Source organism: Pisciglobus halotolerans (assembly GCF_900113675.1).
In the GTDB taxonomy this organism is placed as follows: domain Bacteria; phylum Bacillota; class Bacilli; order Lactobacillales; family Carnobacteriaceae; genus Pisciglobus; species Pisciglobus halotolerans.
On sequence record NZ_FOQE01000008.1, the window covers coordinates 26,175 to 51,954 of the forward strand.

Annotated in this window: 20 protein-coding genes; 3 read left to right on the plus strand and 17 right to left on the minus strand. The window is 38.9% G+C overall.

From position 1 onward, the window contains the following. Positions 1 to 158: 158 nt before the first annotated feature. The 16 genes from BM057_RS04315 to BM057_RS04390 form a co-directional block, all read right to left on the minus strand. Positions 159 to 1,793: a peptide ABC transporter substrate-binding protein gene (locus BM057_RS04315; protein WP_092091737.1), complete on the minus strand. Its 1,635-nt coding sequence runs from the start codon at positions 1,791 to 1,793 to the stop codon at positions 159 to 161. A gap of 469 nt (positions 1,794 to 2,262) precedes the next feature. After that, positions 2,263 to 2,811 (minus strand): citrate lyase holo-[acyl-carrier protein] synthase, encoded by a 549-nt coding sequence (citX, locus tag BM057_RS04320; protein WP_047390225.1) that lies wholly within the window; start codon positions 2,809 to 2,811, stop codon positions 2,263 to 2,265. Between the two features lie 28 nt (positions 2,812 to 2,839). Further along, complete coding sequence (locus BM057_RS04325; protein WP_092091739.1) at positions 2,840 to 3,970, minus strand: sodium ion-translocating decarboxylase subunit beta; 1,131 nt, start codon at positions 3,968 to 3,970, stop codon at positions 2,840 to 2,842. Between the two features lie 22 nt (positions 3,971 to 3,992). Continuing rightward, positions 3,993 to 4,361, minus strand: a complete 369-nt coding sequence (locus tag BM057_RS04330; RefSeq protein WP_047390227.1) for a biotin/lipoyl-containing protein — start codon at positions 4,359 to 4,361, stop codon at positions 3,993 to 3,995. Positions 4,362 to 4,376: 15 nt separating this feature from the next. Then, a complete protein-coding gene (locus BM057_RS04335; RefSeq protein WP_047390228.1) occupies positions 4,377 to 4,667 on the minus strand; it encodes an OadG family transporter subunit in 291 nt (96 codons plus the stop codon). An 11-nt stretch (positions 4,668 to 4,678) separates the two neighbouring features. Continuing rightward, positions 4,679 to 6,076, minus strand: a complete 1,398-nt coding sequence (locus tag BM057_RS04340) for an oxaloacetate decarboxylase subunit alpha (protein WP_092091741.1) — start codon at positions 6,074 to 6,076, stop codon at positions 4,679 to 4,681. 244 nt (positions 6,077 to 6,320) lie between these two features. Next, on the minus strand, positions 6,321 to 7,646 hold the full coding sequence (locus tag BM057_RS04345) for a 2-hydroxycarboxylate transporter family protein (RefSeq protein WP_092091743.1): 1,326 nt from the start codon (positions 7,644 to 7,646) through the stop codon (positions 6,321 to 6,323). A gap of 60 nt (positions 7,647 to 7,706) precedes the next feature. Next, entirely contained in the window at positions 7,707 to 9,248 is a 1,542-nt protein-coding gene (gene citF, locus BM057_RS04350) for a citrate lyase subunit alpha (RefSeq protein WP_092091745.1), read from the minus strand. Further along, on the minus strand, positions 9,248 to 10,138 hold the full coding sequence (citE, locus tag BM057_RS04355; RefSeq protein WP_092091747.1) for a citrate (pro-3S)-lyase subunit beta: 891 nt from the start codon (positions 10,136 to 10,138) through the stop codon (positions 9,248 to 9,250). The genes citF and citE overlap by 1 nt, the downstream gene beginning before the upstream one ends. Next, positions 10,126 to 10,434, minus strand: coding sequence for a citrate lyase acyl carrier protein (gene citD, locus BM057_RS04360; protein ID WP_092091833.1), 309 nt, complete (start codon positions 10,432 to 10,434; stop codon positions 10,126 to 10,128). Before citD ends, citE begins: the two co-directional genes overlap by 13 nt. 18 nt (positions 10,435 to 10,452) lie before the next feature. Next, a complete protein-coding gene (gene citC, locus BM057_RS04365) occupies positions 10,453 to 11,478 on the minus strand; it encodes a [citrate (pro-3S)-lyase] ligase (RefSeq protein WP_092091749.1) in 1,026 nt (341 codons plus the stop codon). A 168-nt stretch (positions 11,479 to 11,646) separates the two neighbouring features. Continuing rightward, positions 11,647 to 12,549, minus strand: coding sequence for a triphosphoribosyl-dephospho-CoA synthase CitG (citG, locus tag BM057_RS04370; RefSeq protein ID WP_052181749.1), 903 nt, complete (start codon positions 12,547 to 12,549; stop codon positions 11,647 to 11,649). Next, complete coding sequence (locus BM057_RS04375; protein ID WP_092091751.1) at positions 12,539 to 13,240, minus strand: GntR family transcriptional regulator; 702 nt, start codon at positions 13,238 to 13,240, stop codon at positions 12,539 to 12,541. The genes citG and BM057_RS04375 overlap by 11 nt, the downstream gene beginning before the upstream one ends. A gap of 640 nt (positions 13,241 to 13,880) precedes the next feature. Continuing rightward, positions 13,881 to 16,100: a glycoside hydrolase family 65 protein gene (locus tag BM057_RS04380; protein ID WP_092091753.1), complete on the minus strand. Its 2,220-nt coding sequence runs from the start codon at positions 16,098 to 16,100 to the stop codon at positions 13,881 to 13,883. A 2-nt stretch (positions 16,101 to 16,102) separates the two neighbouring features. Further along, on the minus strand, positions 16,103 to 17,755 hold the full coding sequence (locus tag BM057_RS04385; RefSeq protein ID WP_092091755.1) for a glycoside hydrolase family 13 protein: 1,653 nt from the start codon (positions 17,753 to 17,755) through the stop codon (positions 16,103 to 16,105). Between the two features lie 41 nt (positions 17,756 to 17,796). Continuing rightward, entirely contained in the window at positions 17,797 to 18,318 is a 522-nt protein-coding gene (locus tag BM057_RS04390) for a VOC family protein (protein WP_092091757.1), read from the minus strand. A 795-nt stretch (positions 18,319 to 19,113) separates the two neighbouring features. On the opposite strand from BM057_RS04390, the gene BM057_RS04395 reads away from it, so the two are divergent. From BM057_RS04395 to BM057_RS04405, 3 genes are all read left to right on the plus strand, one after another. Beyond that, on the plus strand, positions 19,114 to 20,622 hold the full coding sequence (locus BM057_RS04395) for a DUF1846 domain-containing protein (RefSeq protein ID WP_092091759.1): 1,509 nt from the start codon (positions 19,114 to 19,116) through the stop codon (positions 20,620 to 20,622). A gap of 165 nt (positions 20,623 to 20,787) precedes the next feature. Further along, positions 20,788 to 21,798, plus strand: coding sequence for a permease (locus tag BM057_RS04400; RefSeq protein ID WP_047390237.1), 1,011 nt, complete (start codon positions 20,788 to 20,790; stop codon positions 21,796 to 21,798). 15 nt (positions 21,799 to 21,813) lie between these two features. Continuing rightward, positions 21,814 to 22,656 carry a TIGR03943 family putative permease subunit gene (locus BM057_RS04405; RefSeq protein ID WP_092091761.1) on the plus strand — a complete coding sequence of 281 codons (843 nt, stop codon included), beginning with the start codon at positions 21,814 to 21,816 and terminating at the stop codon, positions 22,654 to 22,656. Between the two features lie 174 nt (positions 22,657 to 22,830). Here the strand turns inward: BM057_RS04405 and ygjK are convergent, their stop codons facing one another. Then, a complete protein-coding gene (gene ygjK / locus BM057_RS04410; RefSeq protein ID WP_092091763.1) occupies positions 22,831 to 25,173 on the minus strand; it encodes an alpha-glucosidase in 2,343 nt (780 codons plus the stop codon). Positions 25,174 to 25,780 lie beyond the last annotated feature (607 nt).

Sequence of the window (25,780 nt, forward strand, 5' to 3'; positions counted from 1 at the left end):
CAATATGCCACACCTTTCTTATTTTATTCAAAATATATGATTTTCTATAGGAGATGCAATTTAATAAATCAGTTGTTCAAAAATTGATAAAAGGCTCCTTTTAATAGAGCAGGTCTTGCTGATCGCTCTAACCACCTTAAAAGGAGCCAATTTACTTATTATTTTTGTTCTGAATCGATTGAAGCATATTTATAGCTGGTGCTGCCGAATGTCGGACGATGAATGTCTTTGACATAAGGCTTTTCAAGATAAGCATCCGCGGTTTGATAAATTGGTGCATCCACATGATGTTCGCTCAACGCAGTTTTTTCAATCTCCATCATGGTTTGCCATCTTGCCAAAGCATCATCATATTGCGTGTTGCTTTGCTCTACTAATTTATCAATGTCTGCAAAAGAATAGTTGCCACGATTGATTTCTGTGTCAAAACGTTCTAAAAAGTTGATCGGATCAGCAAAGTCAGCCAACCAGTAAGTTGTCGCTAACTGATAATTGCCTTTTTTCACATTATCCAGTCTCGAGTTATCTGGCATTTGGCGAATCGAGATCGTCAATCCTGACAAGTTCTTTTGCCATTCACTTTGGATGTATTCTGCCAACTGACGGCTTTCTTCATCATCTGATGTGATCAATTCAAAAGAGATATTATCTGTTCCCAATTCATCCAAGCCTTTTTCCCAAGCGTCTTTGGCTTCCTCAACGTCATATGGAATCACTTCGCCTGCTTCTTCACGGAAATCAGCGCCTGTATCAGGATTTTTGGCTAAACCTGACGGCACATGACCGGCGATCGGCTGAGAACCATTTTGCAAAACATTTTCTGTAAATGAAGCGCGGTCGATCGACATCGTCAAAGCTTTACGAATATTTTCATTCTTCAATTCTGGTATATCTTGGTTCATTTCTACATAATAAATCCAAGCTCTGTCATATGTTTTGAAGTCAGGATTATCTTTATATTGCGTCACAAAGTTGCCTGTGATTTGGATCGTGTCCAAGTCGCCTGATTCGTACAAATTGATTCCCGTGCCCACATCTTTGATCACTTGTACATCAATTTCGTCTAATTGAACGGTAGATTTGTCCCAGTAAGCGTCATTTTTGACATACTTCCAAGAATCGCCAGCTGCAGAATTCCAATCAGAAAGTTCAAACGGACCATTATAAATGACATTATCGGCATTCAGTCCATATTCATCACCCTGCTCAGTTACATAGTCTTCATTTTGCGGGAAATAACCTGGGATGGTCAACACTTCTAAGAAATAAGGTGTAGGCTTCTCTAAGGTAACTTTCAGCGTTTTATCGTCAATGGCTTCTGCACCTAATGTTTCAACTTCTTCTTCGCCATTGTTGATCGCTTCGGCATTTTTCAGGATACCTGTAAACATGTAAGCATAGCCTGCTGCACTTTCAGGATCAACCATGCGTCTCCAAGCGTAAACATAGTCTTGAGCTGTGACCGGAGTTCCATTTGACCACTGAGCATCTTCGCGGATCTTGAAGGTATAAGTCAAGCCATCTGCTGAAACCTCTGGCTCTTCTGCTGCATCAGCAGGCACAAGATCGCCGTTCAAGTCATACGTCATCAATCCTTCAAAGACATTATTCATAGGGCCGAAATTTGTTGTCGAAACTGTTGTATCCATTGAATCCATCTCGCCAGAAGCATCGATTTTCAAAACTTGTTTTTCTGACTGATCGTTTCCAGAGCCGTTCTCTTTTTCATTTTCGTTCCCACAAGCGCTTAAAAAAGCAAGTAGTATTGCAGAAAGAAATAACCCTTTTTTCATGTGTATGCTCCTTTTTTCTTTTTTCCTTTATACAAAAAGCACAAAAGACCCCTTACTATATATAAGCATTTTACTATAATTACAATCAATTTACGAATTTTTTCTTTTGCTTACACTTAACTATCCATTCACATACTTTATTTAGGGAATATTTTATTTGATATAGGGAGAAGACACTTCGCTTTCCGCGGGCGAACCGCGAGCCTCCTCGATCTACACTGTCGTTTCGTTCTGCGGGGTCTCACCTGGTCCGCTGTTCCCGCAGGAGTCTGCGTGTCTTCTCTCTTATCATTAAAATTCATTTTTTTGCTACTAAAAAATAAACAACCCTTTCATAACTTGACTTGATGAGAAGTCAATAAAAAAAGAGTTGTTTATGATAAGTTTCATTCTATTCAAAAATACTATTCTCTAGAAATAGAAAAGCCTTTCTGACTGCTACAAGACGTTAAGGTTCAATCTATTCCATCTAGTACAATACGGTCTCTTCCTGTTCTAACATCTTGTTAATCGAATGGAATATCTCTTCTAGCGAATGTTTGCGGCTACGCCCGCAATTTTTAGCTTCATCTTCACATACAAAACACTTTCTTACAGGCAGACCTAGTTCTTGACGATTGACAGATCTAATTTGTTCAGTAGTTTCTTTAAAAAGAACATCCATATCAAATAATCTTCCTAAAGTCGTTTCTTCAATTTGAACAGTCAGCTTTTTCAATTTACTTGGACGTATGTCTGCGACTAAAAAAAGTTCTGGGCCAGTTACATTATCCCATTCTTTAGACATTAAAACGTTGACTTTGTTTTCTCGCAATTTGATCATTAATGCCGATTTTCCAACATCAAAAATCTGTTTTATCATTGGATTATTCTTAATAGGGCCAGGTATATTACAATTAAATGAAACTAAGGAACCCGAATATCTTTCAAGTAATTTTTGTTGAAAGAAGGCTCTTTTTTCTCGATTTTCTAATACTTCTTCTAAAGAAACATGTTTTCCTGAATTAAAAAGGTCCATTTTGCAACTCCTTTTTTCTTTAGTTTTATTAGCTAAAAAATTGTAATAATACGCCGGCTGCTACTGCTGAACCAATCACACCTGCTACATTTGGTCCCATAGCATGCATTAACAGAAAGTTCGATGGGTTTGCCTTTGCTCCTTCTTTTTGAACAACACGTGCTGACATCGGTACAGCTGATACGCCAGCTGCGCCAATCATTGGATTAACTTTACCGTTCGTCAACTTACACATTAACTTACCCATCAAAACACCTCCTGCTGTTCCAACAGCAAAGGCAACCAAACCTAAAATGATAATTTTGGCTGTCTGAATAGATAGAAAAATATCCGCTTCAGCTTTTGCTCCAACAGTAACCCCTAATAAAATCGTGATCGTATACATTAAAGCGTTTTGAAGAGTATCTGTAATTTTAGGTACTTGCCCGCTTTCTTTAATTAGATTACCAAGCATCAGCATTCCGATTAGCGGTGCCGCTGACGGTAATAATAAAATGACAAAGATAGTAACAACAATAGGAAAAAGAATTTTTTCTTTCTGAGACACTGGTCTTAATTGTTCCATCTTAATTTCACGTTCTTTTTTAGTTGTTAGTAACTTCATAATGGGTGGTTGAATAATTGGTACCAATGCCATGTAAGAGTAAGCTGCTAACGCAATACTTGAAAGCAGGTGAGGAGCCAACTGACTAGTTAAGAAAATAGCAGTTGGGCCATCTGCACCTCCAATAATACCGACAGAAGCTGCTTCAGGACCCGTCATCCCTAAGGCCAATGCTCCAAAGAAAGCAATAAAGATTCCAATTTGAGCAGCTCCACCTAGTAATAAAGTTTTTGGATTGGCAATTAACGGACCAAAATCAGTGCTTGCACCTAAACAAAGAAAAATCAAAGGAGGATAAATGCCTAAATTTGTTCCTTGATATAAATAGTACAATAAACCACCGTTATTTCCATCAACTGGTGGAGTCATCAATCCTGCTATTGGCAGATTGACTAATAGCATACCAAAGGCAATCGGAATCAGTAAATAGGGCTCATACCCTTTTTTGATAGCTAGATATAAGAATGTACAAGCAATGACAATCATAATAACATGTTTATAAGATAAACTAGCAAATCCTGAATTTATCAACGTATCTTTTATTGCTTCAATCATCGTATTAACTCCTTGTATAACATTATAGTTTGACTAGCGTGTCGCCAGCCTCAACGGATGCTCCTTTTGATATATTCACTTCGCTGATGGTTCCATCTTCAGGAGCTACGATTTCGTTTTCCATTTTCATTGCTTCTAATACGCATAAGACTTGTCCGGCTTTTACGGCTTCTCCTACTTGAACACTTACTTTGATAATATTTCCAGGCATAGGAGCTGTAACTAATGTACCGCTAGAAGCCGTGGAAGCAGCGGTTTTTTGCTGCATAGGCGGCTCTTCAGGAGTAACTGTAGACGAAGTTTGTTGATGTGCCTTAAAGCTATTTGCATCTATTTCTTCTACTGATACTTGGTATACTTTTTCATTCACTGTAATTTCATAAGATTTCATTCTATTGAACTCCTTTTATTTCACACGTTTTATCGAGGTTACTTGGTAGTGTTTGTCTTGCTGGTCTTCATTAGCTAAAATCAAAGCAGTTAGAGCAGCGACCATCTTGGTTTCTTCATCTTCTTCTAAGCTATCTTTTTTTGTTTGGATAGGCGCATTCTCTGTTTTTGTTAACTTTTCTTTTTCTTCTCTGAAAATATATTTGAATGAAGTTAAAATCAGTTGCAATCCTAGAAGCACCAGAAAGACCATTACAATAGATGTAACTGAAATATTTATTCCTTTTAATAAACTAATATTTGTCATTCTGCTCCTCCTTATAAAATCGCGTTAATCCGAACTGCTTCTGAGCTTGGTGCTGACTTAGGCTGGTATTTTTTTTCTAAAAAATGTTCACCTAATTGTGGGAACATGGCATAGATCAAAACATCTTCGTCGCTCTTAGCTATCTTATTTACTTCGGCTTTTTGCTTTTCAAATTCTGGTTTCAATAAATCTGCTGGTCTACCAGTCAACACCTCTTCATTTCCGATAATTTTTTGTTTGATCGTTTCACTGATAGGTGCTGGTGGCTTTCCATATGAGCCACGAACATAATCTTTGATCTCATTTGGAATCATTTTGTATCGTTCTCCAGACAAGACATTAAACACAGCTTGTGTACCCACCATTTGACTCATAGGCGTAACCAATGGAGGGAACCCTAAATCTTCTCTCACCTTAGGTACTTCTCTTAGAACTTCTTCATAACGTTCTTCAGCCTTTGCTTGCATCAATTGTGCATATAAATTAGATAGCATCCCTCCTGGCACTTGATAAATTAAAGCTTTTGGATCAACTGTCATCATTTTAGGGTTTAAAATATTTTCTTTTAAATAATGTTCTTTAATTGGCTTAAAGTAGTCTGCAATTTCTTCTAACGTTTCTTCTTTCAAGTGAGTATGATAACCAAGCTCATTCAAAACAATACTTAAGGACTCGGTAGCGGGTTGACTTGTTCCTCCTGAAAAAGGTGAAATTGCTGTATCAATCAAATCTGCCCCTACTTGAACAGCTGTTAAATAGGTCATTTCCGATATGCCGCTTGTGGCATGTGTGTGCACTTCTATCGGTAACGAAGTCACTTCTTTCAATGCAGGGATCAATTTTTTCACTACAGCTGGCGTTAAAATACCTGCCATATCTTTGATACAAATTGAATCTGCACCTAACTGATCTAATGTTTTAGTTAACTCTTTATAATACTGAATCGTATGAACCGGGCTTATTGTATAACAAATAGCCAATTGAGCATGTCCGCCATATTTTTTAGTAGCTTTTACACATGCTTCCATATTTCGTGGATCATTTAAAGCATCAAAAACACGAATAATATCAATACCATTTTCAATAGCTTTTTCAATAAACTTATCAACGATATCATCTGCGTAATGACGGTAACCTAAAAGATTTTGTCCACGTAAAAGCATTTGTAGCTTCGTATTCTTCACGCTCTTTTTTATTTCTCTCAGTCTTTCCCAAGGATCTTCGTTTAAAAAACGAATAGCAGCATCAAAAGTAGCGCCACCCCAACACTCCAAAGCATGATAACCTGCTGCATCCATTTTCTCTAAAATAGGCAACATCTCTTCCGTCTTTAAGCGTGTAGCCATTAAACTTTGATGCGCATCTCTTAATACAGTTTCTGTAAATTTAACTTCTTTTCTTTCGTTCAATCTTTTCACTTCCGTTCTACAAACATTTCTTCCAATAAAAGACAAAGGGCTGGGATATACATCTCAGCGCCTTGACAAAATACAAATAAATTTTTAACCAGTTACAAAATCGACTTTGGCTCATTAAGCGAAAAGTAAATTTTGAATTATCTCTGTTTTACTTTTATAAATGATTTTATGGTTAACTTATTTCTATCTTTGAAAGCATAAACAAGATAATAAAGCGATATCAATTTTTTAATATCTATAGGAACAATCCAAAAATCAAACTACCAATCACTAATACCATACCTCCGCCGAGCCGTGAAGATAGTTGAGCGTATGAAACCAATCCCATTCTATCTGCAGCACCAAGTACAGCGATGTCACCGGAACCTCCTCTGTTTGCCATACACAAACCAGCTGTCACAGCTGAATCAATTGGGTAAAATCCAACGAGCCATCCGACAATAGCTGAACCTAAAATCGCACCAATCACAATGAGTAATGCCATTAAAACATTTCCGAAGGTAATAGCTGCAAACAATTCACTTAAGTCAGTATCTACTCCCACTCCTACCATAATCACAATGACCATCGTTTTTGTAAAGAAAGATTGCATAGCTTGGCTAGCTTGCCGAGTATCGTTTGGTATTAAACCAAACGCATTAGCTAAAGCAACAAAAACAATCATATACGCGAATGAGTGAATCGCAATTCCACCGATTGTTGGCAATAAGTATTCACCGAACAATCTGGCTAATGCGTAAAAAGATAAACCTAAAACCATTGCTCCACCATAATCTTTCATTGATAGCGAAGCTTTTTCTTCTTTTTCTTCTATTTCATCTGCTTTTCTCATTAAATTGGACTTATTACCCGTAAGATTTTTCTTAGATTCTCCAATTTTATTTAAAATACCACCAGCAATAATAGCAAAAATATTGGCAATCGTTAAAATAGCAATAGCAAACGTATAGTAATCGGCTGAAGGGCTGCCCGTTACTTTTTCATACATTTGACTTAGCGGAATAGCGCCAGCGCCATTCCCTCCGCCCATGATTGGTAAAACGTAGCTAATCATAGCATTTGAAGGAGAAACGCCAACTACTAAGCCACCAATAATTCCTAAAATCGCTGCTCCTGCAACGCCTCCTAAAATAGCAGGTAAATAACGAACAATAGATTTAACTAACAATTGGCTATTCAACCCCAAAATTGAACCAGTAATCAGCATAGCGATGAAAAAGGTTAAAAAGTCCATGTCTCCTGTAATCAAATTAATGGAGTCCACATATTGCTGAGGAATGAGGTTAAAGTATACTAGAGCTGCTGTTCCTAAATAGGCTAATACAATACCGCCCCCAATATAACTATTCCATATTGGGATACGTTCTCCAATTTCATTGAAAATGATACCAATGACAAACATTAAAGCAAATGTTCCGGGCAAGTCAGCTGATAAAGCTCCTGTATAGGCTGCTACTAACACAACTATGGACACTCCGATTAGAACTGGCAGAGACAAACCAAAATATCTTTTATTTGAGTCTGCCACTTCTAACGTATTTTTTTTCGCTTTTGCTACCATCGCTTTCTCCTTTTAAAAATTTATTTTTATCATTTTTCGATTTTGAAATATGCTTTAGTGTTATTCCTTTACCTTCTGAACAACATCGATGATACTGCCATCACGGTACTCAACAACCGCAACTACTTTGTCTTCATATTCAATTGGGTCTGGCGTTCCAACTACGGCATAAGCTTTTTCTTTTAATTCTTCGATTGTAAATTGCGGGACTGGAATATTTTTAAATATATCCATTAAATCTTTTCTTAGTGGATTAATACAAATTCCAACTTCTGTTACTACTACATCAACACTTTCACCTGGTGTGACAACAGTATTAACTTTATCTACTACAGAAGGAATTCTCCCACGAATAAGAGGTGTAACAATGATACTCATTTTAGAAGCCGCAGCTGTGTCGCAGTGACCTCCAGATGCACCACGAATGACACCGTCTGAACCAGTTAGCACATTTACGTTAAAGTTTGTATCAATTTCTAACGCAGAAAGAATAACGATATCCAACTTATTAACTGCTGGTCCTTTCGTTCCCGCCGAAGCATAGAAGTCAGCTGAAATTTCGTAATGTTGTTCATTTTCTTTAATTGATCGTGCTGAACCTTTGTCAAAAGATTGGACATCAATAATTTTCTCTACTAATCCTTCATTCAACATTTCAACCATTTGCTGAGTAATTCCGCCTAAAGCAAAACTAGCCTTAATATTTTTTTTCAACATATCTTGACGTAAAAAGCGTGCAACGGCAAGAGCAGCTCCTCCAGTACCTGTTTGGAAAGAAAAACCATTTTTAAAGTACGGAGAATGAGTGATAACTTTATTTGCATTTTGCGCAATCAATAGGTCCTTTGGATTTTTTGTAACACGTGTTGCACCTTTAGCAATTCCATCAGGATTTCCGATTGAATCAATTTCTACTACGTAATCGACTTGCGTTTGAGGAATACTGATTGGTGTGTTTGGATAAGGCACTAAGTTATCTGTGATTACCACAACTTTGTCAGCATATTTTGCATCAACTTGCGCATATCCTAACGAGCCACATGTTGCCTTGCCGTGTGAACCATTGACGTTTCCATAATCATCTGAACTAGGAGCTCCTATAAAAGCTACATCAATGTGAATATCACCAGCTTCAATGGCTCTTGCACGACCGCCATGTGAACGAATGATCACTGGCTCATTCATCAACCCTCTGGAAATAGCTGCACCTAGATTATCCCTTAATCCACTAGAAGTAATATGGGTTACAACGCCATTTTTAATGTGATCAATCAAAGGTTCATGCACGTTTGCAATGGAACTCGGAGCAATAGACAAATTCTTAATGCCCATTTTTGCTATTTCTTCCATGACTAGATTAATCACAGCATCTCCTTCACGAAAATGGTGATGAAATGAAATTGTCATCCCATCTTTTAAGCCTGTTTTCTCAATTGCTTCTCGAACAGAACTTAATAACTTGTTACTTCCGGGAGAAACTGGTGCCACTTCAGCTGATGCCCTTTGGTATGTATCTTCTTTGATGCTTGCGCCTGAGAATGTACCATAGCGTTTATTAACCACTGATTCTGGAATCTGTCTTCCAATTTTATTCTCTGCCATTATTCTTGAGCTCCTCTCTTAATCAATCCTGCTGCTTCTGCCAAGTTTAAAACGCGTTCTGCACGTTCAACAATTGGCTTATCAATCATTTTTCCGTTCAATGCAATAACGCCAGAACCTTTTTCCTCTGCTTCTTCAATGGCACGAATCACATTCAGTGCATTTTCTATTTCACTTTCGTTTGGTGCAAAAACACTGTTAACAATTGGTATTTGGCGAGGATTAATTACTGACTTTCCATCAAATCCTAATTGTTTAATGACTTCAACTTCATGACGTAAACCCTCTTCATTATTTACATCTGAATAAACGGTATCTAATGCGGCAATTCCAGCATTACGAGCTGCATGTAAAATCATACTTCTAGCAAAAAACAATTCTTGTCCTTCAGGTGAGCGTTTTGTGTGCATATTTGTTACATAATCTTCTGCACCTAATGCAATACCAATCAGGCGTTCACTAGCTTTAGCAATCTCAACCGCATTCAAAACACCTTCCGCACTTTCAATTGCTGCCATCATTTTAGTAGATCCAATTTCTCTACCAGCTTTTTTCTCAACTGCTTCAATTACTGACTCAACATCAAGAATATCTTGCGCCGTTTCTGTTTTTGGTAAACGAATCACGTCAATGCCAGCACGGACTAAAGCTTCTATATCGTCACGTCCACCTGCGTCTAATCCGTTAATACGCACTACTGTCTCTGTTTTTCCATAGTCAATTGTTTTTACTGCCTGATAGACTAAGAAACGAGAAGTATCTTTTTCCTTCAATGAAATTGAATCTTCTAAATCAAACATGATGGAGTCTGCTCCATAAATATAAGCATCTCTCAACATCCCAGCATTACTTGCCGGTACAAACATCATCGTTCTTCTTAAACGTTCCATTCTTCAATCGCCTCCCAATCAATCGCTTTTGTCGTTTCTGCTGCGCGATGAACAACTGCAATCGTTCTAGCTTTGATCGTACAATCAAGCGCACCTTTGTCTTCAACAACCAACTTAGCGTCATGGATTTCTAAATTCTCTAGTGTTTCCTCAATAACCTCGCGTATTCTTCTACCAAATTGTTTTGCGACTGAGCTATTTAGCTCAATTTCAATTCCTTTATTGGGATTTTGGTCAATAATGATTTGAACATCAGAAGATTCTACTGTTCCTGCAATAGCTTGTTTTTTTATCATAAGCTTATCCAATCTTGATCACTCCTTATCTTGTAATTTAAGTTGTATTTCTTTGCCCTTTTGAGTTTTTAAATAATCAAAAGTTGTTTGAGGAACAAGCGGCTTTATTTCTTTCAGTTTGTTTGCTGCTAATAAGGCCCGAACGCGCGAAGCACTGATCACTTCTCCATCTGTTTCTTTACGCGAAAGAATGGTCAGCTGAATATGATGGTCGAATACTTCCGTCATAGCTTCATTATAAATACGGGTTGCTTCAGAGTAGGGTTCTTCTCCTACATAACGAAAATGAATATTTAAAGTAGGCGCGATTGAATCCCTAAAAATTGTGGCATCTAGCTTTGCTTGAATTTGAGTAACATCACTATTTTCTGTTAAAAAATAAGAAGGAAAAGTAGCAGATGAAACGAGATAACTTTTGGTATCGTGAATAGAAACATTGTCTAAGTGTTGGATACCTTTATGAACAAGGTTTTTACGGTCAGTAGCTGGAAAAACAGAAATATCTTCAGAAAGAACAAACACATGAACCCAGTCGTTTTCTTTAGCTGCAGCTTCAATTAAATATTGATGTCCTTTAGTGAATGGATTTGCATTCATAACGATACCAGCTATGCGATCACCTTCTACAACACTTTGAGATAAAGCTTGAAGATACGATTCAAAGCCAAAAGAAGCTTTCTCCATAAAAACCAATTCTTCTACTCGTGCAATCTCTTTAAATCCTAAATGCTGAAAAGACAACGTTGCAGCTGGTTTAGTGTAGACATAACAAGCAGTCTCTCCTTTTTCAAACACTAAATTCATTAAGTGAGAAACTAACTGATTAATGGCTCCTCCTCCTGTATAATCCTTACAAACGGCTAAACACTTTAAGACATTATCTGCAATTGAACCTGTACCAATTAGCTTTTCTCCATCAAAAAGCCCTACCGTATATTGAACATTTTCTTCTGTTCTTATTCCTGCGTGATGAAGTAATTTTTCCCATCGCTGATAATCTTTTTTACTTTTCTTAACCCATAAACGTTTTAATTGAAAGTCCATTTTTCCCCTTCCTTGCTGATTCGCTTCATCATCAATATTTAAAATCATTGCACTTTAAATTATACGCTTATATTTTTTAGCAGCAGGAAAAAGACAGTAAAAAAACACGAAAAACAGCTTAAAAACAAAAAAAGACCAACTTTTTAATTGTTGGTCTTTCTTAATTATCTAAAAAAGAGTTTCTAATTTCCCTAAAAAAATAACAAGAATCAATAAGTCTGCACTGCCGCCTGGACTTAGATTTTTTTCTACAAATAGCTCATTTAGTTGTTCAATTTTAAAGATTGTAGTTGATGTAAATGTTTTTTCTTCTTTTATCAGGTTCTTTGCTTTTTCTTGGACAAACAATAAAGCATCTATTCCACCACGATGAACAAGATTCGAATCTTCAACTGTTGCCATTAAGTAAAATAAAATTTCCAATAATTGCAAATGAAAAGCTTGATTCTTGTCTTGTTTTTCTATCATTGGCAAGATCCTTTGCTGAAGGATAGGATAACCTGCTTCAGCTTCACCTCTAATACCTGTAAAGCCATACTTTAAATAGAGTTTTTCACCATGTGTCAATTGGTTTTTTAAATGAAGATTTTTAAAATCATCAGAAACTAATCCAGCTGTCATCTTTTTAACATAAGAGAAAAGCATTTCTCTTTCTTTTGGTCCGATAGTCGGCCACTTTTTTTCCTCTGAAAGTTGTGGCTGAAATACCTTTCCAGCTGCTGCAAGAAAGATCCCTAATGAAAAGATAATCCCTTTGTGTGTATTGACACCTTTTGTTTCTTTAAACATTTCTTTTTCTGCTGCCATTCCTATAGGACGAATAGCTTGAAAAAGCTGTTTCGCTTCTCCTCTCCAATTCAATCCTCTTAAGGCAAATTCATAAAAGCCTTTCCCTAAACCTGTTGAGCTATTTAGAAAAGTATAGATATTCATATCTGTATGAGAGCCGCTATTTTGAGCATCTACTAAGCCGGGTTTTGGAAACAAGATAGCCTCATATAGAACAGCTTGTTGTGCATAAATTGCTAGTTGTCTGGCCCATTTCTGTGCTTTTTCTTTTTTAATTTCCATTTTGTTGTTTTTCCATTTCTGCCAAAATAAATTTTTCTGAATAGCTTAAATGTTCTTGAATGATCAGTTTTATTTGTTCTGCATCTTTATTATACATTCCTCTATAAATCATCCAATGTTCGTCCAATGCTTTCCTTCTTCTTTCTTCACCTGTCAATGATATATCTCTGAAACGCATTAAATATTCTCTTAATTTAGTAACAATTGAAGTTAAACGCGGCATCTCGCTAAGCTGGTAGATTGTTTCGTTAAAAACTGAAAATAATCGTATAACTTCTGCAAAATTTTGATTATTTTTATTGGCTTCTTCTGTTTTTTCTAATAGTTGTTTCAAATCGTCAAATTGTTCTTTGGACATTTTATTCATTGCATTAACAGTTGCAACTACATCTAAAGCTTGGCGTATCTGATAGATTTCCTTCGCATCTTCAATGGTTATTCTTTTAACGACTGTTCCAAACTTAGGAATATATTCAACTAGCCCTTCTTTTTCTAAACGATGCAGCGCATCACGTATGGGCGTGCGACTAATATTCATACGTTCTGCAAATTCTTTTTCTTTTATTCTTTGCCCAACAGGAATACGCCCAGTAATAATTGCTTTTCTAATACCATCATACACAATTTCGTTTAATGGCTTAAACTGTGAGGTATCTGTAAAACAAATAATCTCATTGATGTAATCTTCCATCTTTTCTCCCTCCTTAAGTTTTATAATGATCCTCCATTTTTATATTTTCAATTTTTTCATTTACTCTCTTTTTAAAAAGCGCTTTCATTTTTACTTTATCTTAATTCTTATGTTAACACAAGAACATGTCTCTTAAAATTTTTCTTATTTTCTCTATAACTGTTTTAATATCCCTACAACGAATACTCTTTAGAAAGCAGTCTTCTCTTCCTGTGCTCAATATAGACTGATAGACTTCTAGACATATACTATCATGCAGTTTTGCAGCTAATCGGTCCCGGCGTGACGAGAACCAAGAAAGGCTTTTAATGATGCAAAGTCTCGCTAACTTTGTGCCATTTCACTAACTGTCATTTCATAGACAAATTAAACCTGCTTTTGTTAAGTAGAATATATAAAGAGATTATAGCATTCCTTTCGTCCTACTGATCTCTTTCCTTTTTCTTAATTTAAAGTTTTGAAGATCAATTATTTTGACAATAGTAAGAATTATATTTTTTGAACGGTTAATGGTTAAGGCTATAAAAATAAAATCTACTATTATTTTTATAGCGTCTACATTTATACTAAAAAAAAGCTGTCTCTAGTTGGCTAGCTAAAGACAGCTTTTTTCGTTTTAGAGTCTGTTAGGTTTGTTTTTTCATTTGTTTATTTTTTCAACGGTCACATCTTCTTGGGTGATGGTTACTTTGAATCGTTCTTGGCGGTATTGGATGGAGAAGGCTAGTTTTTCCCATTGCTCAGGCAGATGAGGTTCAAAATGTATGCCGTCTTCTTTTACGGTCATGCCGGCAAATCCGTAGACCATGCTGAGCCAAGTTCCGCCAAGGTTGGCTGCATGAATGCCGTCTTTAGTGTTTCCTTGCAGATCCGTCAGATCCATTAAAGCGGTGCTGTTAAAGTACGGATACGCTTTTTCTTGGAAACCGAGCCGGGAAGCCATGATTCCGAAAATCGAACGAGACAGCGATGAATCATGGGTCGTGATTTTTTCATAGTAGAGGTAATCGCGCCGTTGCTGCTCGATCGAAACAGTATCTGGAAAAAGATACTCGGCTAATATGGTATCAGCTTGTTTGCTGACTTGGTGCTGATAAATAATGACAGGGTGGTAATGCAACAGCAATGGGAAGTTTTCTTTAGGAATAGTGGTCAGATCCCATGGCTTTCTTTCCAAAGCTGCCTCATCTTGCAGCGTCAGTTTCAAGTCTGGGTCATACAACAATTTCATGTTGACTGCAGCTTTTTTCCACGCTGCTAATTCTTCCTCTTTTACTTCCAAGTGATCAAAAAGTGCTTGGTAGCCATCTTGCTGCCAGTATTTATCTGCATATTGAAAAGCCGCTTCTAAATTATTTTTTGCCATTCGATTCGTATAGTAGTTATTATTGACGAGAACAGTATATTCATCCGGCCCGGTGACGCCGGTGATATGAAAGGCGTCTTGTTCATCAAAGAAACCAAATGATGTCCAAAAGCGAGCGGTCTCGATCAACAACTCCAAACCATAGGCCTTCATAAACGTTTCATCTTTGGTTGTCTCATAGTAAAGCTGAGTGGCATAAGCAATATCACCATTGATATGCACTTGCGCTGTACCAGCTGGGTAATATGCACTGGCTTCATGTCCGTTGATCGTCCGCCATGCAAACCAGGCACCTTTTTCAATCGATAACTCCCTAGCACGTTCACGAGCCTGAGGCAAGATCGTATGCCGGTATTTCAACAATTGACGGGCGATCTCTGGCTGTGTGTAAATGAAAAAAGGCAGCATGTACATTTCAGTGTCCCAGAAAAAGTGCCCTTCATAACCATCACCGGTCAAACCTTTAGCGGCGATATTTGTTTGACCATCTCTGCCGGCAGCTTGGTACAAATGAAACAAATTAAAATTCAATCCTTGTGCCAATTGGTCGTCACCGGTCAATTCGATGCCAGACGCCTCCCAGAATCGCGACATATGAGCAGCTTGTTCTTCAAAACCATTATCAAATCTGTTCAATGCCTGATTCAATTGTTTTTCGATTTCTGCTGGTGAAACGGCTTGATGCGCTGTTACTGGAGCGAAGTCACCATAATAAATAGCACTTTGGCATACCTTTGTTTCTTCTGGTTTCAACGAAAAAGAGAAAGTCTCTTCATACGTTTGGTTTGCCTCGTCAAAAGTCAGCTGTTTTTCTGTTGCTTCGTCTTTGACCGTTGTTTTTTTGCCGACAACTACTGCCAGTCGGCTGCGATTCGTTTGTGTCTCTAACAGAGGAAAGTGTTCAGACAACTTTTCATAATGCAAATTCCCTCTCGCTTGTGCTTTACGCGGATCATCGCTGACTTGGTCTGCTTCTGTTTTTTCTGGGCCTAAGCAAGTCTTGAATTGGAGTGGCTCAGCAGCTTGGGAAAGGTTGGTCAGCTTCGTCTCGATCAGCAGCAAATGAGGATCTTCAAAACTAGCCATGCGCCGTGTTTCTATCCGCACTTTTACCCCCGCTGCTAACCAAATGAAGGTCCGCTCATAAGTTGCCTTCTTCAAATCAAGCTTCCGTTCTTCTTCTAAAATTTCGCCATCTCTGCCTAATACTTGATCACGGTAGATTAGCGTCTGCATTTTCCCATTTGGCACCCGTTGGATGGTTTGATGTTCTTTAGCATAACCAAAGGCCGTTTCGCCGTAAGTGATCAGCTCACTCTCATAAAAACCATTGATAAAGGTCCCTTCGTCTACCAACTCATGCGAAAAAGCCGCTTCTTCCCGGCTGCCTCGCGTGCCAAAATGCCCATTACTCAAGGCAAAGATCGTTTCAAAAAAGCCTGGATCTCGTTCAATCGGAAAGTCTTGCTGTTGAATCAAAAACTTGTCTATCATCGTTATCTGCTCCTTTGATAAATTTGGGTTTCAAATGGTCTAAAGCAGCATTCATCGGTTACATTTGCTAAGCATTCAGAATAATTACTGAGAACAAGTGTCCAACTTTGCTCGCGCACTTGAAAGGGCAAGTAAAAAACAGCTTCTGTCTTCGAGAGATTGATGAGAATCAAAAAGGTTTGCTTTGCGCCCCGACGTTCATAAATCATCATTTGCCGGTGTTTCAAGTTGTGGATATGAAAGGTCCCGTTCAGCAATGCTTCTTCTGATTTCCGCAATTGAATCAATGTGCGATAGTAATGCCAAATCGAATCTGGATCCTTTTTCTCAGCAGCGAGATTGATCGTGTCTTTGTTGGGATTGACACGCAGCCATGGTTCAACTTGGCTGAAGCCGGCATATGTACTGGTGTCCCATTGCATCGGCGATCGGGCATTGTCCCGTGAAGCTCGCGCTAATTTTTTGAACACGGCTTCTGGATCCTCTCCTTTCGCCACTTGCTGTTCATAGTGTCTGCGGGTATCCACTGCATCAATTTCGTCAATCGACTGAAATGGGACATTGGTCATTCCCAATTCTTGCCCTTGGTAAATAAATGGCGTCCCCTTCAGCAACATAAACAGCGTTGCCAGTGCTTTAGCGGATACTTTCCAATATTCTTTATCTTCACCAAATACAGAAACGGAGCGCGGCAAATCATGATTTTCCATAAACAAGGCATTCCAGCCATCCTCTGCCAAGGCGTACTGCCAACGCGCCAAAGCTTTTTTCAGCTGACGAATATGCGGTTGATCTTTAGGATCATTTGCCCAAACATGAACATGATCAAATGTAAAAATCATACAAAAGTAGCCATTTTGGCCTACCCATTCATGCGCATCAGCAACAGGGACCCCACTCGCTTCACCAATGGATAAAGTTGCCGGATATGCATCAAAGACTTGCCTCAGTTTTCGCAAATAAACCCCGATGCCTTCCACATTCATATAAGTATCGGCCAACTTTTTAGAGACATCTTGTAAATCGCGCTTTTTAATATGGGTAATTGCATCGATACGAAAGCCGTCGATTCCTTTGCCAAGCCACCAACGAACCATTCGATACAGCTCCTGACGCAAGACGGGATTTTCCCAGTTTAGATCCGGTTGTTCTTTGGCAAAAATGTGCAGATAATACTCTTGGGTCTGTTCATCCCATTCCCATGCAGAGCCGCCAAACAATGACGGCCAATTCGATGGCAGTTCACCATTTGAGCGCGGCGGATGCCAAATGTAGTAATCGCGATAAGGGTTATCTTTACTCTGCCTCGATGCTAAGAACCAAGGATGCTGATCAGAAGTGTGGTTGATCACCAAATCCATGATCAGTCGCAGGCCTTTTTCATGCACAGCTTCTAATAACCGCTCAAAATCTTCCATCGTTCCAAATGCTTCCATAATATCTCGATAGTCACTGATGTCATAGCCATTGTCCACATTAGGCGAAGGATAAATGGGACTCAGCCAAATAAAGTCAATCCCAAGCTCGACTAAATCATCCAAGTGCTCACGTATCCCATTTAAGTCGCCGATTCCATCCTGATTGCTGTCTGCAAAACTTCTCGGATAAATTTGATAGCCGATTGCGTTTCTCCACCATGCTTCTTCAACTGCCACCGATACCCCTCCTCTCAACTACTAGCTGGTTGTCTGCTCATTTAAACCTGCCATTTTGTGCGATCAGCTTTCTCTAAATAAGGCTGAGGTGTCGGATAAGTGATGATTTCCAAAGTAGAGCCCCATGGCGTATGAACGTAGCAAAATTGGTTGCCTTTTCCAGCTTCAAGCCCGCTTAACGGCTGGGGATCGGCCAGCCTCTTACCGCCCGCTGCTTCCACATTTGCCAACGTCTTTTCCAAATCATCGGTATAAAAAGCGATATGCGTCCACCCAATATCGCTGGAGCAGATTGGCCCTTTTTGATCTGGCCCTTCGAATTCGAATAGCTCGATTCCAGGTCCATTTGGAAAAACCAACATGCGGATCGCCCGCTGCGCCATTGTATCCGGCACGCCTAAACGTTGTTGTGTTTCTGCGTCATCGCGTTTGGGCTCCGTTTTCTTCAGTGTTTCATACAAAACTTCACCCTGCAAAGCCTCGATGAAAAAAGTAGTCGCTTGTTCAATATCCGGCACCGTTAAACCGACATGATCGATACCGTGAACAGGTGTTTGTGACATTTAATCTCCTCCATACTGTATCGTCGTCGGGTTTCTCTTTTTTCATGAGAAACCCTTTTCATCTTCACTTTTTATTATAGTTGTCCCCACAAAGGAAGTAAACTTTTTGGTCACCCGCTAATCTTGATCTTGAACATGCCGCAAATCAGCATGACTTGCTTCTATAGGGACAACTCAAATTCATTTTGATTTGCGAGCTGGAACGCAAACGGATTTTGTATCCAACTCAAATGGATGCTGATCACTGAGTTGGAATGCAAACGATTTTTAGGTCCAACTCGAAGGAGTGCTGCCCGTTGAGTTGGAACGCAAACGGATTTTAGGTTCAACTCGAATGAGTGCTGGTCGTTGAGTTGGAATGCAAACGATTTTTAGGTCCAACTCGAATGAGTGCTGCCCATTGAGTTGGAACGCAAACGGGTTTTAGGTTCAACTCGAATGAATGCTGATCACTGAGTTGGAACGCAAACGGCTTTTAGATCCAACTCGAATGAATGCTGACCACTGAGTTGGAACGCAAATGGATTTAATGTCTAACTCGAATGACTTCTGGTCACTGAGCTGGAACGAGAGCCCATTTGCAGCAGCCAAAGTGAACAGAAATAGTGCACGAGATGAGTTTTCAGAAAAACAAACTGACTTAGAAGGCTAGCGTTAAAAAGATTTCTGCTTGTCAATTTTGATAAAAGCTTTATAATGATAAAAGATGTGTTTTGGCTGCCTTTCTTCTATGAAGCGTTCTACTAGCTGATGAAGGAAGGCAGTTTACGGAATGGAAAGCGAGTGAGGGGAAATATGAAAAAAATCGGATTTGATTCGGAGAAATATTTGCAGGAACAATCTGCCTATATATTGGAACGGGTGCAGCATTACGATAAGCTTTATTTAGAATTTGGCGGAAAGCTGGTCGGTGATAAGCATGCTAAGCGCGTCTTACCTGGATTTGACGAAGATGCAAAAATCAAATTGTTAGAAACGCTGAAGGAAAAAGCTGAGATCATCATTTGCGTCTACGCTGGCGATATCGAACGCAGCAAAATTCGCGGTGATTATGGCATCACTTATGACCAAGACGTATTGCGCTTGATCGATGAGTACCGTGCTTACGGGATTTCAGTGAATAGCGTCTTGATTACACGTTATCAGGAACAGCCTAACGTCAAAGTGTTTATGACTAAGTTGGAGCGCAGCGGCATCAAAGTCTATACGCACCAAGCGATTGAGGGTTACCCAACCAATGTTGAAGCAATCGTAGGCGAAAACGGCTTTGCCAAAAATCCTTATATCGAAACCACTAAACCGATCGTTGTCGCCTCTGCGCCCGGTCCAGGCAGTGGAAAATTAGCTACTTGTTTAAACCAGATGTATCACGAGTATGAACACGGCCGCAAAACAGGTTATGCCAAGTTTGAAACTTTCCCAGTCTGGAACTTGCCATTGAAACATCCGGTCAACACGGCATATGAAGCTGCTACCGTTGATTTGAAAGATTTTAATATGATCGACAATTACCATTATGAAGCATATGGCGAAGTGGCGGTCAATTATAATCGTGACATGGAGACTTTCCCAGTTATCAAGCGTATCATTGAAAAAATCACTGGCAAAGAATCCGTCTACCAATCCCCAACCGATATGGGTGTCAACCGTTTGAAAACGGGAATCATAGACGATCAAGTGGTTCAAGAAGCAGCCAAACAAGAAATCATCCGCCGCAGCTTTGCAGTAGAAAATGACTATAAAAAAGGGCTGGCTGATGAAGAAACTTTGCGCCGCATGCAAGTGATCTTAGAAGAAAATGACTTGAAGAAAGAAGATCGTGCGCCTGTCTTACCGGCTCGCAACTATGCAAAAGAAGTCCAAGAAAGAATCCAAAGTACGAATTTGCAAGCTGTGATCGCCATTGAACTGCCAAATGATACGATCATTACAGGACGTACCACTACACTAATGGATGCTTCTGCCGCTGCCATTTTGAACGGTTTAAAATCACTGGCTAATATCGCCGACGAAATCGATCTTTTAGCGCCTATGATTTTGCAAACCATTCAAAAACTGAAAACGGACGATTTGCACAGCAAAGTCCCAACCTTAAGTGCCAATGAATTGTTGATTGCTTTAGCGATCAGTGCAGTAACCAATCCAACAGCTCAGCTGGCTTATCAGCAGTTGCCGAATTTAAAAGATACACAAGCTCACTCCACGGTTATTTTAAACCGAGAAAACGAACAAACATTGAAACAACTGGGAATCGATATTACAAACGATCCCGTTTATCCAACTGAAAACTTGTATTACAACTAAAAAAACAAAAGCAAGAGAATGCCCTTTAATTGAGCGTTTCTCTTGCTTTTTTTAGCTTCATGATTGTTTATCTTTACGCTTTCTTATTTCTTCTTTTATTTTCTCCAACTTTCATTAGTGGTATGATGAGTGAACGAAAAAAATCAATTATGAAGGTGAAGAAATATGTTCGACTTTTTACCCCACTCTTTTTTGCAAATGAATGCCATTTTTATTTCGATTCTGATCGAAGCTCTGCCATTTGTCTTATTAGGGTGTTTGATTTCTGGCTTGATCCACTCCTTTTTGACCGTTGATGTGGTTAAAAAGTATTTGCCCCAAAATAAGTTTCTATCGATTTGTACTGGCTCGCTGATTGGTGTATTGTTCCCTTCTTGTGAATGCGGGATCGTCCCGATCAGTCATCAATTTATTCGCAAAGGAATCCCGCCTCATACCGCCTTTGCTTTTATGCTGACAGCGCCTATCATCAATCCAATTGTTATTTTTTCAACGTATATCGCTTTCAGCAACTCATGGACGTTTCCTCTTTTGCGCGTTGCCGGCAGTTTGCTTGTCTCTATCGTAGTTGGCACATGGATGGCTTACTTTTACAAAGATGACATCATCAAAGATTTGCCTGAAGAAGCACATGCAGCAGAACATCAGCACACGGATGCAAAAAATGCTGCGGCTGTTTTAGCTTTTGCTGCTGATAAAGCGCACCTAGAAGATGCTTCAAAAGCGCCAGTTCAATCTGCTGCCGCCATCAGCACGGCACTTCCTTCAAAAACAAAGAACTTTTTTGACTCATTATGGGAATCATTGGAACATGCAGTTGAAGAATTTTTTGACACGGGACGCTATTTGATATTTGGTGCTTTAGTCGCTTCAGCCATGCAAGTTTATTTAAAAACTTCTCTTCTATTGCAAATGGGTTCCACCAAGCTGTCCAGCATCCTGGTTTTGTTGCTGTTGGCTTTTATCTTATCCTTATGCTCTGAAGCAGATGCTTTTATCGGTTCCTCGCTGTTAGGGTTATTTGGTCCTGCTTCGATCACCGCATTTCTCGTGTTTGGTCCCATGGTGGATATCAAAAATCTGCTGATGATGAGTCATCACTTTAAAGGAAAATTTATTGTTCGACTGATAGGTCTCATTATCGTGACCGTTGTGGCTTACACTATTTGGATATAGGAGGAGGATCGTCATATGATACGTTTTATTCTGCTGCTCAGCTACTTTGAGCTGATGAGCTTTTTGCAACTCAGCGGACGAGCAGATCAATACATCAATGTGCACTATCAGTACTTAACCAAGCTATCGATGGCGCTGGCTTTCTTGCTGGCTCTCGTTCAGCTTGTTTCGTGGACGCGCAGCGGCCATGCAAATGAACCCCATCATCATCACGGGCATACCCATTCACTAGGCAAACCGTGGCAACGGATGATTGCCTATTTGCTGCTGGCTTATCCGATTGTTGCAGGAGTAGCCTTTCCAACCGTCAGCCTAGATGCCGATATCGTCTCCGCAAAAGGCTTTACCTTTCCGATCAGTGAAGAATCGGTAGGAGATCCTGAAATGACTACCCAATACTTGAAACCTGATACGAGTATGTACTTTAACAAGACAGATTATGACAAGCGAATGAACCACGAACGGCAAGATTATCTGGATCAAGATAAGATCAAGATCACGGATGATAATTACTTGACTATAATGGAGCTGATCTATAATTTTCCAAAAGCATTTAGCGGCAAAACGATTCAATATACCGGTTTTATTTATCAAGACCCTGTAGGAAAAGAAACAGACACCTTTTTATTTCGTTTTGGGATCATTCATTGCGTTGCCGATTCAGGGGTGTTTGGGCTGCTCGTCCATTTGCCCGAACAAACGCAAGTCTCAAATAATGATTGGGTAACGGTAACGGGAACCATTCAAATGGAGTACTATCCATCTTTCAAAACCTCTATCCCTACACTAAAAGCTGATAAATTAAACCCCGCAAAAGTTCCATCAAACGAATATGTTTATCGGGATTATAATGATTAACGGTACTAACAAATGGTTCCCACAATAAGTTAAGAATAAAAAAACTTTACCCCAGCATCTTAGTCAATAGATGTTGGGGTAAAGTTTGCCAATAAACCTGTTCATTTTGACGGTTCATGACCAGCTGTATGATCAGTTTTCAATATTGAAAACTCAACCATTGCCTGCTGTTTTTTATTTAAATGCATCTTGTGTCGTTGGTTCGTCACTCAATAATGTATTTTTGTACATCAAGTAGTACGCAGCTGCAGACCAGCTAAAGTTCTTCGTGCTGATTCCTTTACCGTTCAATGGGTTATAATTTTCATGGATCGGTCCATTGCCCATCAAACCTTCTGCATGGTTAAATAACTTTTTGGCCATGTCTGTTGCTTCAGTGTTAAAGCCATAATTTTGTAAAGCTTCTACTCCAAATAAAGCTTGGTCTAACCATACTGGTCCACGCCAATATTTGCTTGGGCTGAATTTTTCGTTGTCTTTTGAAGCTGTTGGGAAAGGCACATACGTATTGAACTTTTCTTCGTCCATCATGTTGTTCTTTACTTGCTCTGCTTGTTCTTTTGTAGCTAGATTAGCCCACAATGGAAGCCATCCTTCTGTTCCTTTACCGCGGTTAACCAATAACATCTTTTTAGATCCGTCGTCATTGATTTGCAAGTCATAAAAGAAACCAGTTTTTTCATCATACATATGTTCATCGATATAATCCTTCAAGTCACTCGCTTCTTCTGTCATTTTCTTTTCATCTTCAGAATAGCCAAGTTCAGCTGCCATCAATTTTAAGAAACCTTTTTCAGCATACAAGTAAGCATTCAAATCAACAGACTCTTGGTTTATAGAGTAGCCAACTACTTGTCCATCTACTTCATTTTCGAATACTTGCACACCTACATCATCTTTACCTACGCCTTCTTGGTCAAAGCGAGTCGCGTTATCCATACCGCTTTCCCAAGCTGCTGCTTCAATAACTGCTTCGTCATCGAATTCAGGTTTGCCATCTTCGCCTTTGACCACATTCCCGTTGTCATCTGTTTTCCAGTGCGCATCGCTGACCATGGCACCATATTCAGCAACGCCATTTTTATCGTGATCTCGGTTTGTATACCACCAATTGTGGTAATCCATTAATTGAGGATAAATTTCTTTTAAGAATTCTTTGTCTTGTGTTTCTTTGTAAATGCTCCAAACGGCCCAAGCAGTCAATGGTGGTTTTGAGTTACGCTCGTTCCAGTTGCCGCCTTCTCCTCCGCGTGAACTGTCTTGGTTATAGAAGATAGCATCAATGATGGCACCTTTATCTTGTGGACGTACATCATCATCAGATTTAATTTGGTAATCAAATAAGGCACGAATATTGTTTTTGGCTAATGCTGGATTGAAACTAGCTAATGCTACATCTGCTTTCCATGAATCCCATCCCCACATACCGATAAACCATTTGTAAGACATGGATGGAATAATACCGTCATGTTTGATTGCACCTGCTGGACTGATCCAGTTCGTCATCAAGGTTTCGATCGATTTTACGGCAACATTTTGATACTCTGGAAAATCTTTTGCTTTGTCGCCGGCAAGTGTTTTATCGAGATATCCTTGCCATCTTTCTTTATTTTCTTTAAAGTAGTCTTCTTGTTTATCAACATAATCTGACAATTTTTCTTTTTCTTTAGCAAATTCTTCGTCTGTGAAAGTGTAGGTTTCCGTTGTGTAAGTTGAGAAAGTTTTTTCCGGATCCAATTCAATCGATTGATCTAAAGAAGCTGTATAGTTTAGTCCATCTATCGTTGTATTCACTTTTTTGTCGTGATTGATAGAATACTTCACTTGATCTGTTGCTAAGTAATCCCACTGCTCTCTCACGTTATCAAAATTCACTTGAATAGCGTTTTCATTCTTTTCTAATGTAGCACCTGTTTCAATCGTTGAATCTCCTTCAACCACTTGATCAAAAATCGATCCTGTCCAAGAAACGTCTAATGTTAAAGGTTCTTCACCTGTATTTTCAATCGTCGTACTGATCAAAGCTGTACGATTGCTGACAAAAATCAAAGATAAGTGCAAGTTAAACTCATCCATTTCATAGATTTGCTCTAATCGTCCTGGATAAGAAGATAAGTCGATATAATTGCTCTGGCTTAAATCATATTGTTCGCCTGTTTCTTTGTTGGTCAACTGAATGCGCTGAATAGAGTCAGAAAGATTCACTGGATATTCTTCCGCAATGATCAATGGTCCTGCAAACCCACCTAGCAATTTTTTATTATCTTTAGCCGGTTGATAATATCCATGCCAAGCACCTAAATCAGAAAAGTGATTAAAGTGGTTCGTTTCATATACCCCATAAGTTTCTTCGGTAGGATTTGCTGACAAATCTAATACGTTTGCAAATTCATCAACCTTTGTACGAGCTAATACCGTATCTGAACCCACTTCTGCATTGGAATTGGATTCAGCAGCATGGGAGTCTGAGTTTGCAGCAGCATCTTGATCAGCTTCCTCGCATCCTAACACAAACATTGATAGCGCATCATTCCTAAGCCCATTGCTAGCTTCTTTTTCCTTACTTTCTTCATAAGTATCCTCCTTAAATAGATATAAATGAAATAAAATCGCCTTATTTACTGTAGCCTATTCCAAACTTATTGTCAAAATTTTCTGACATTGCTTACCGTGTTGCCGCCGATGGCTTTTTTTTGATCAAATGGTAATCGTAACAGCTTTGATTTCCTACTCAAATGAATATTCTCTCTTGAGTTGGAACGATAATCCTTTTGCGCTCCTACTCAAATGGATATCCTCTCTTGAGTTGGAATGGTAACGCTTTTGCTATAAACTTTAACATCACTTTAGACGCCTATTCTTGTTTACCAAAAAACGTGGTTCTACAATATTTAACGTTGGTTAGTAAAAAATCATTTCTTTTTCATGCTAAACCCTTTAGAAATACTTTTCTAGAAATTTCACTAGCCCCATCGACCGGAAGAAATTTCTTTACCAACGTTAGAAAATGAAGAAACAAAAATGCCTTGCCTGCAACTTTTAGAAAAAAGCTGGAGACAAGACATTTTGAAATAAAACAAATTTAGGTACGTCAAAGATGTAAACCTTTACTTTGCTCATTGCT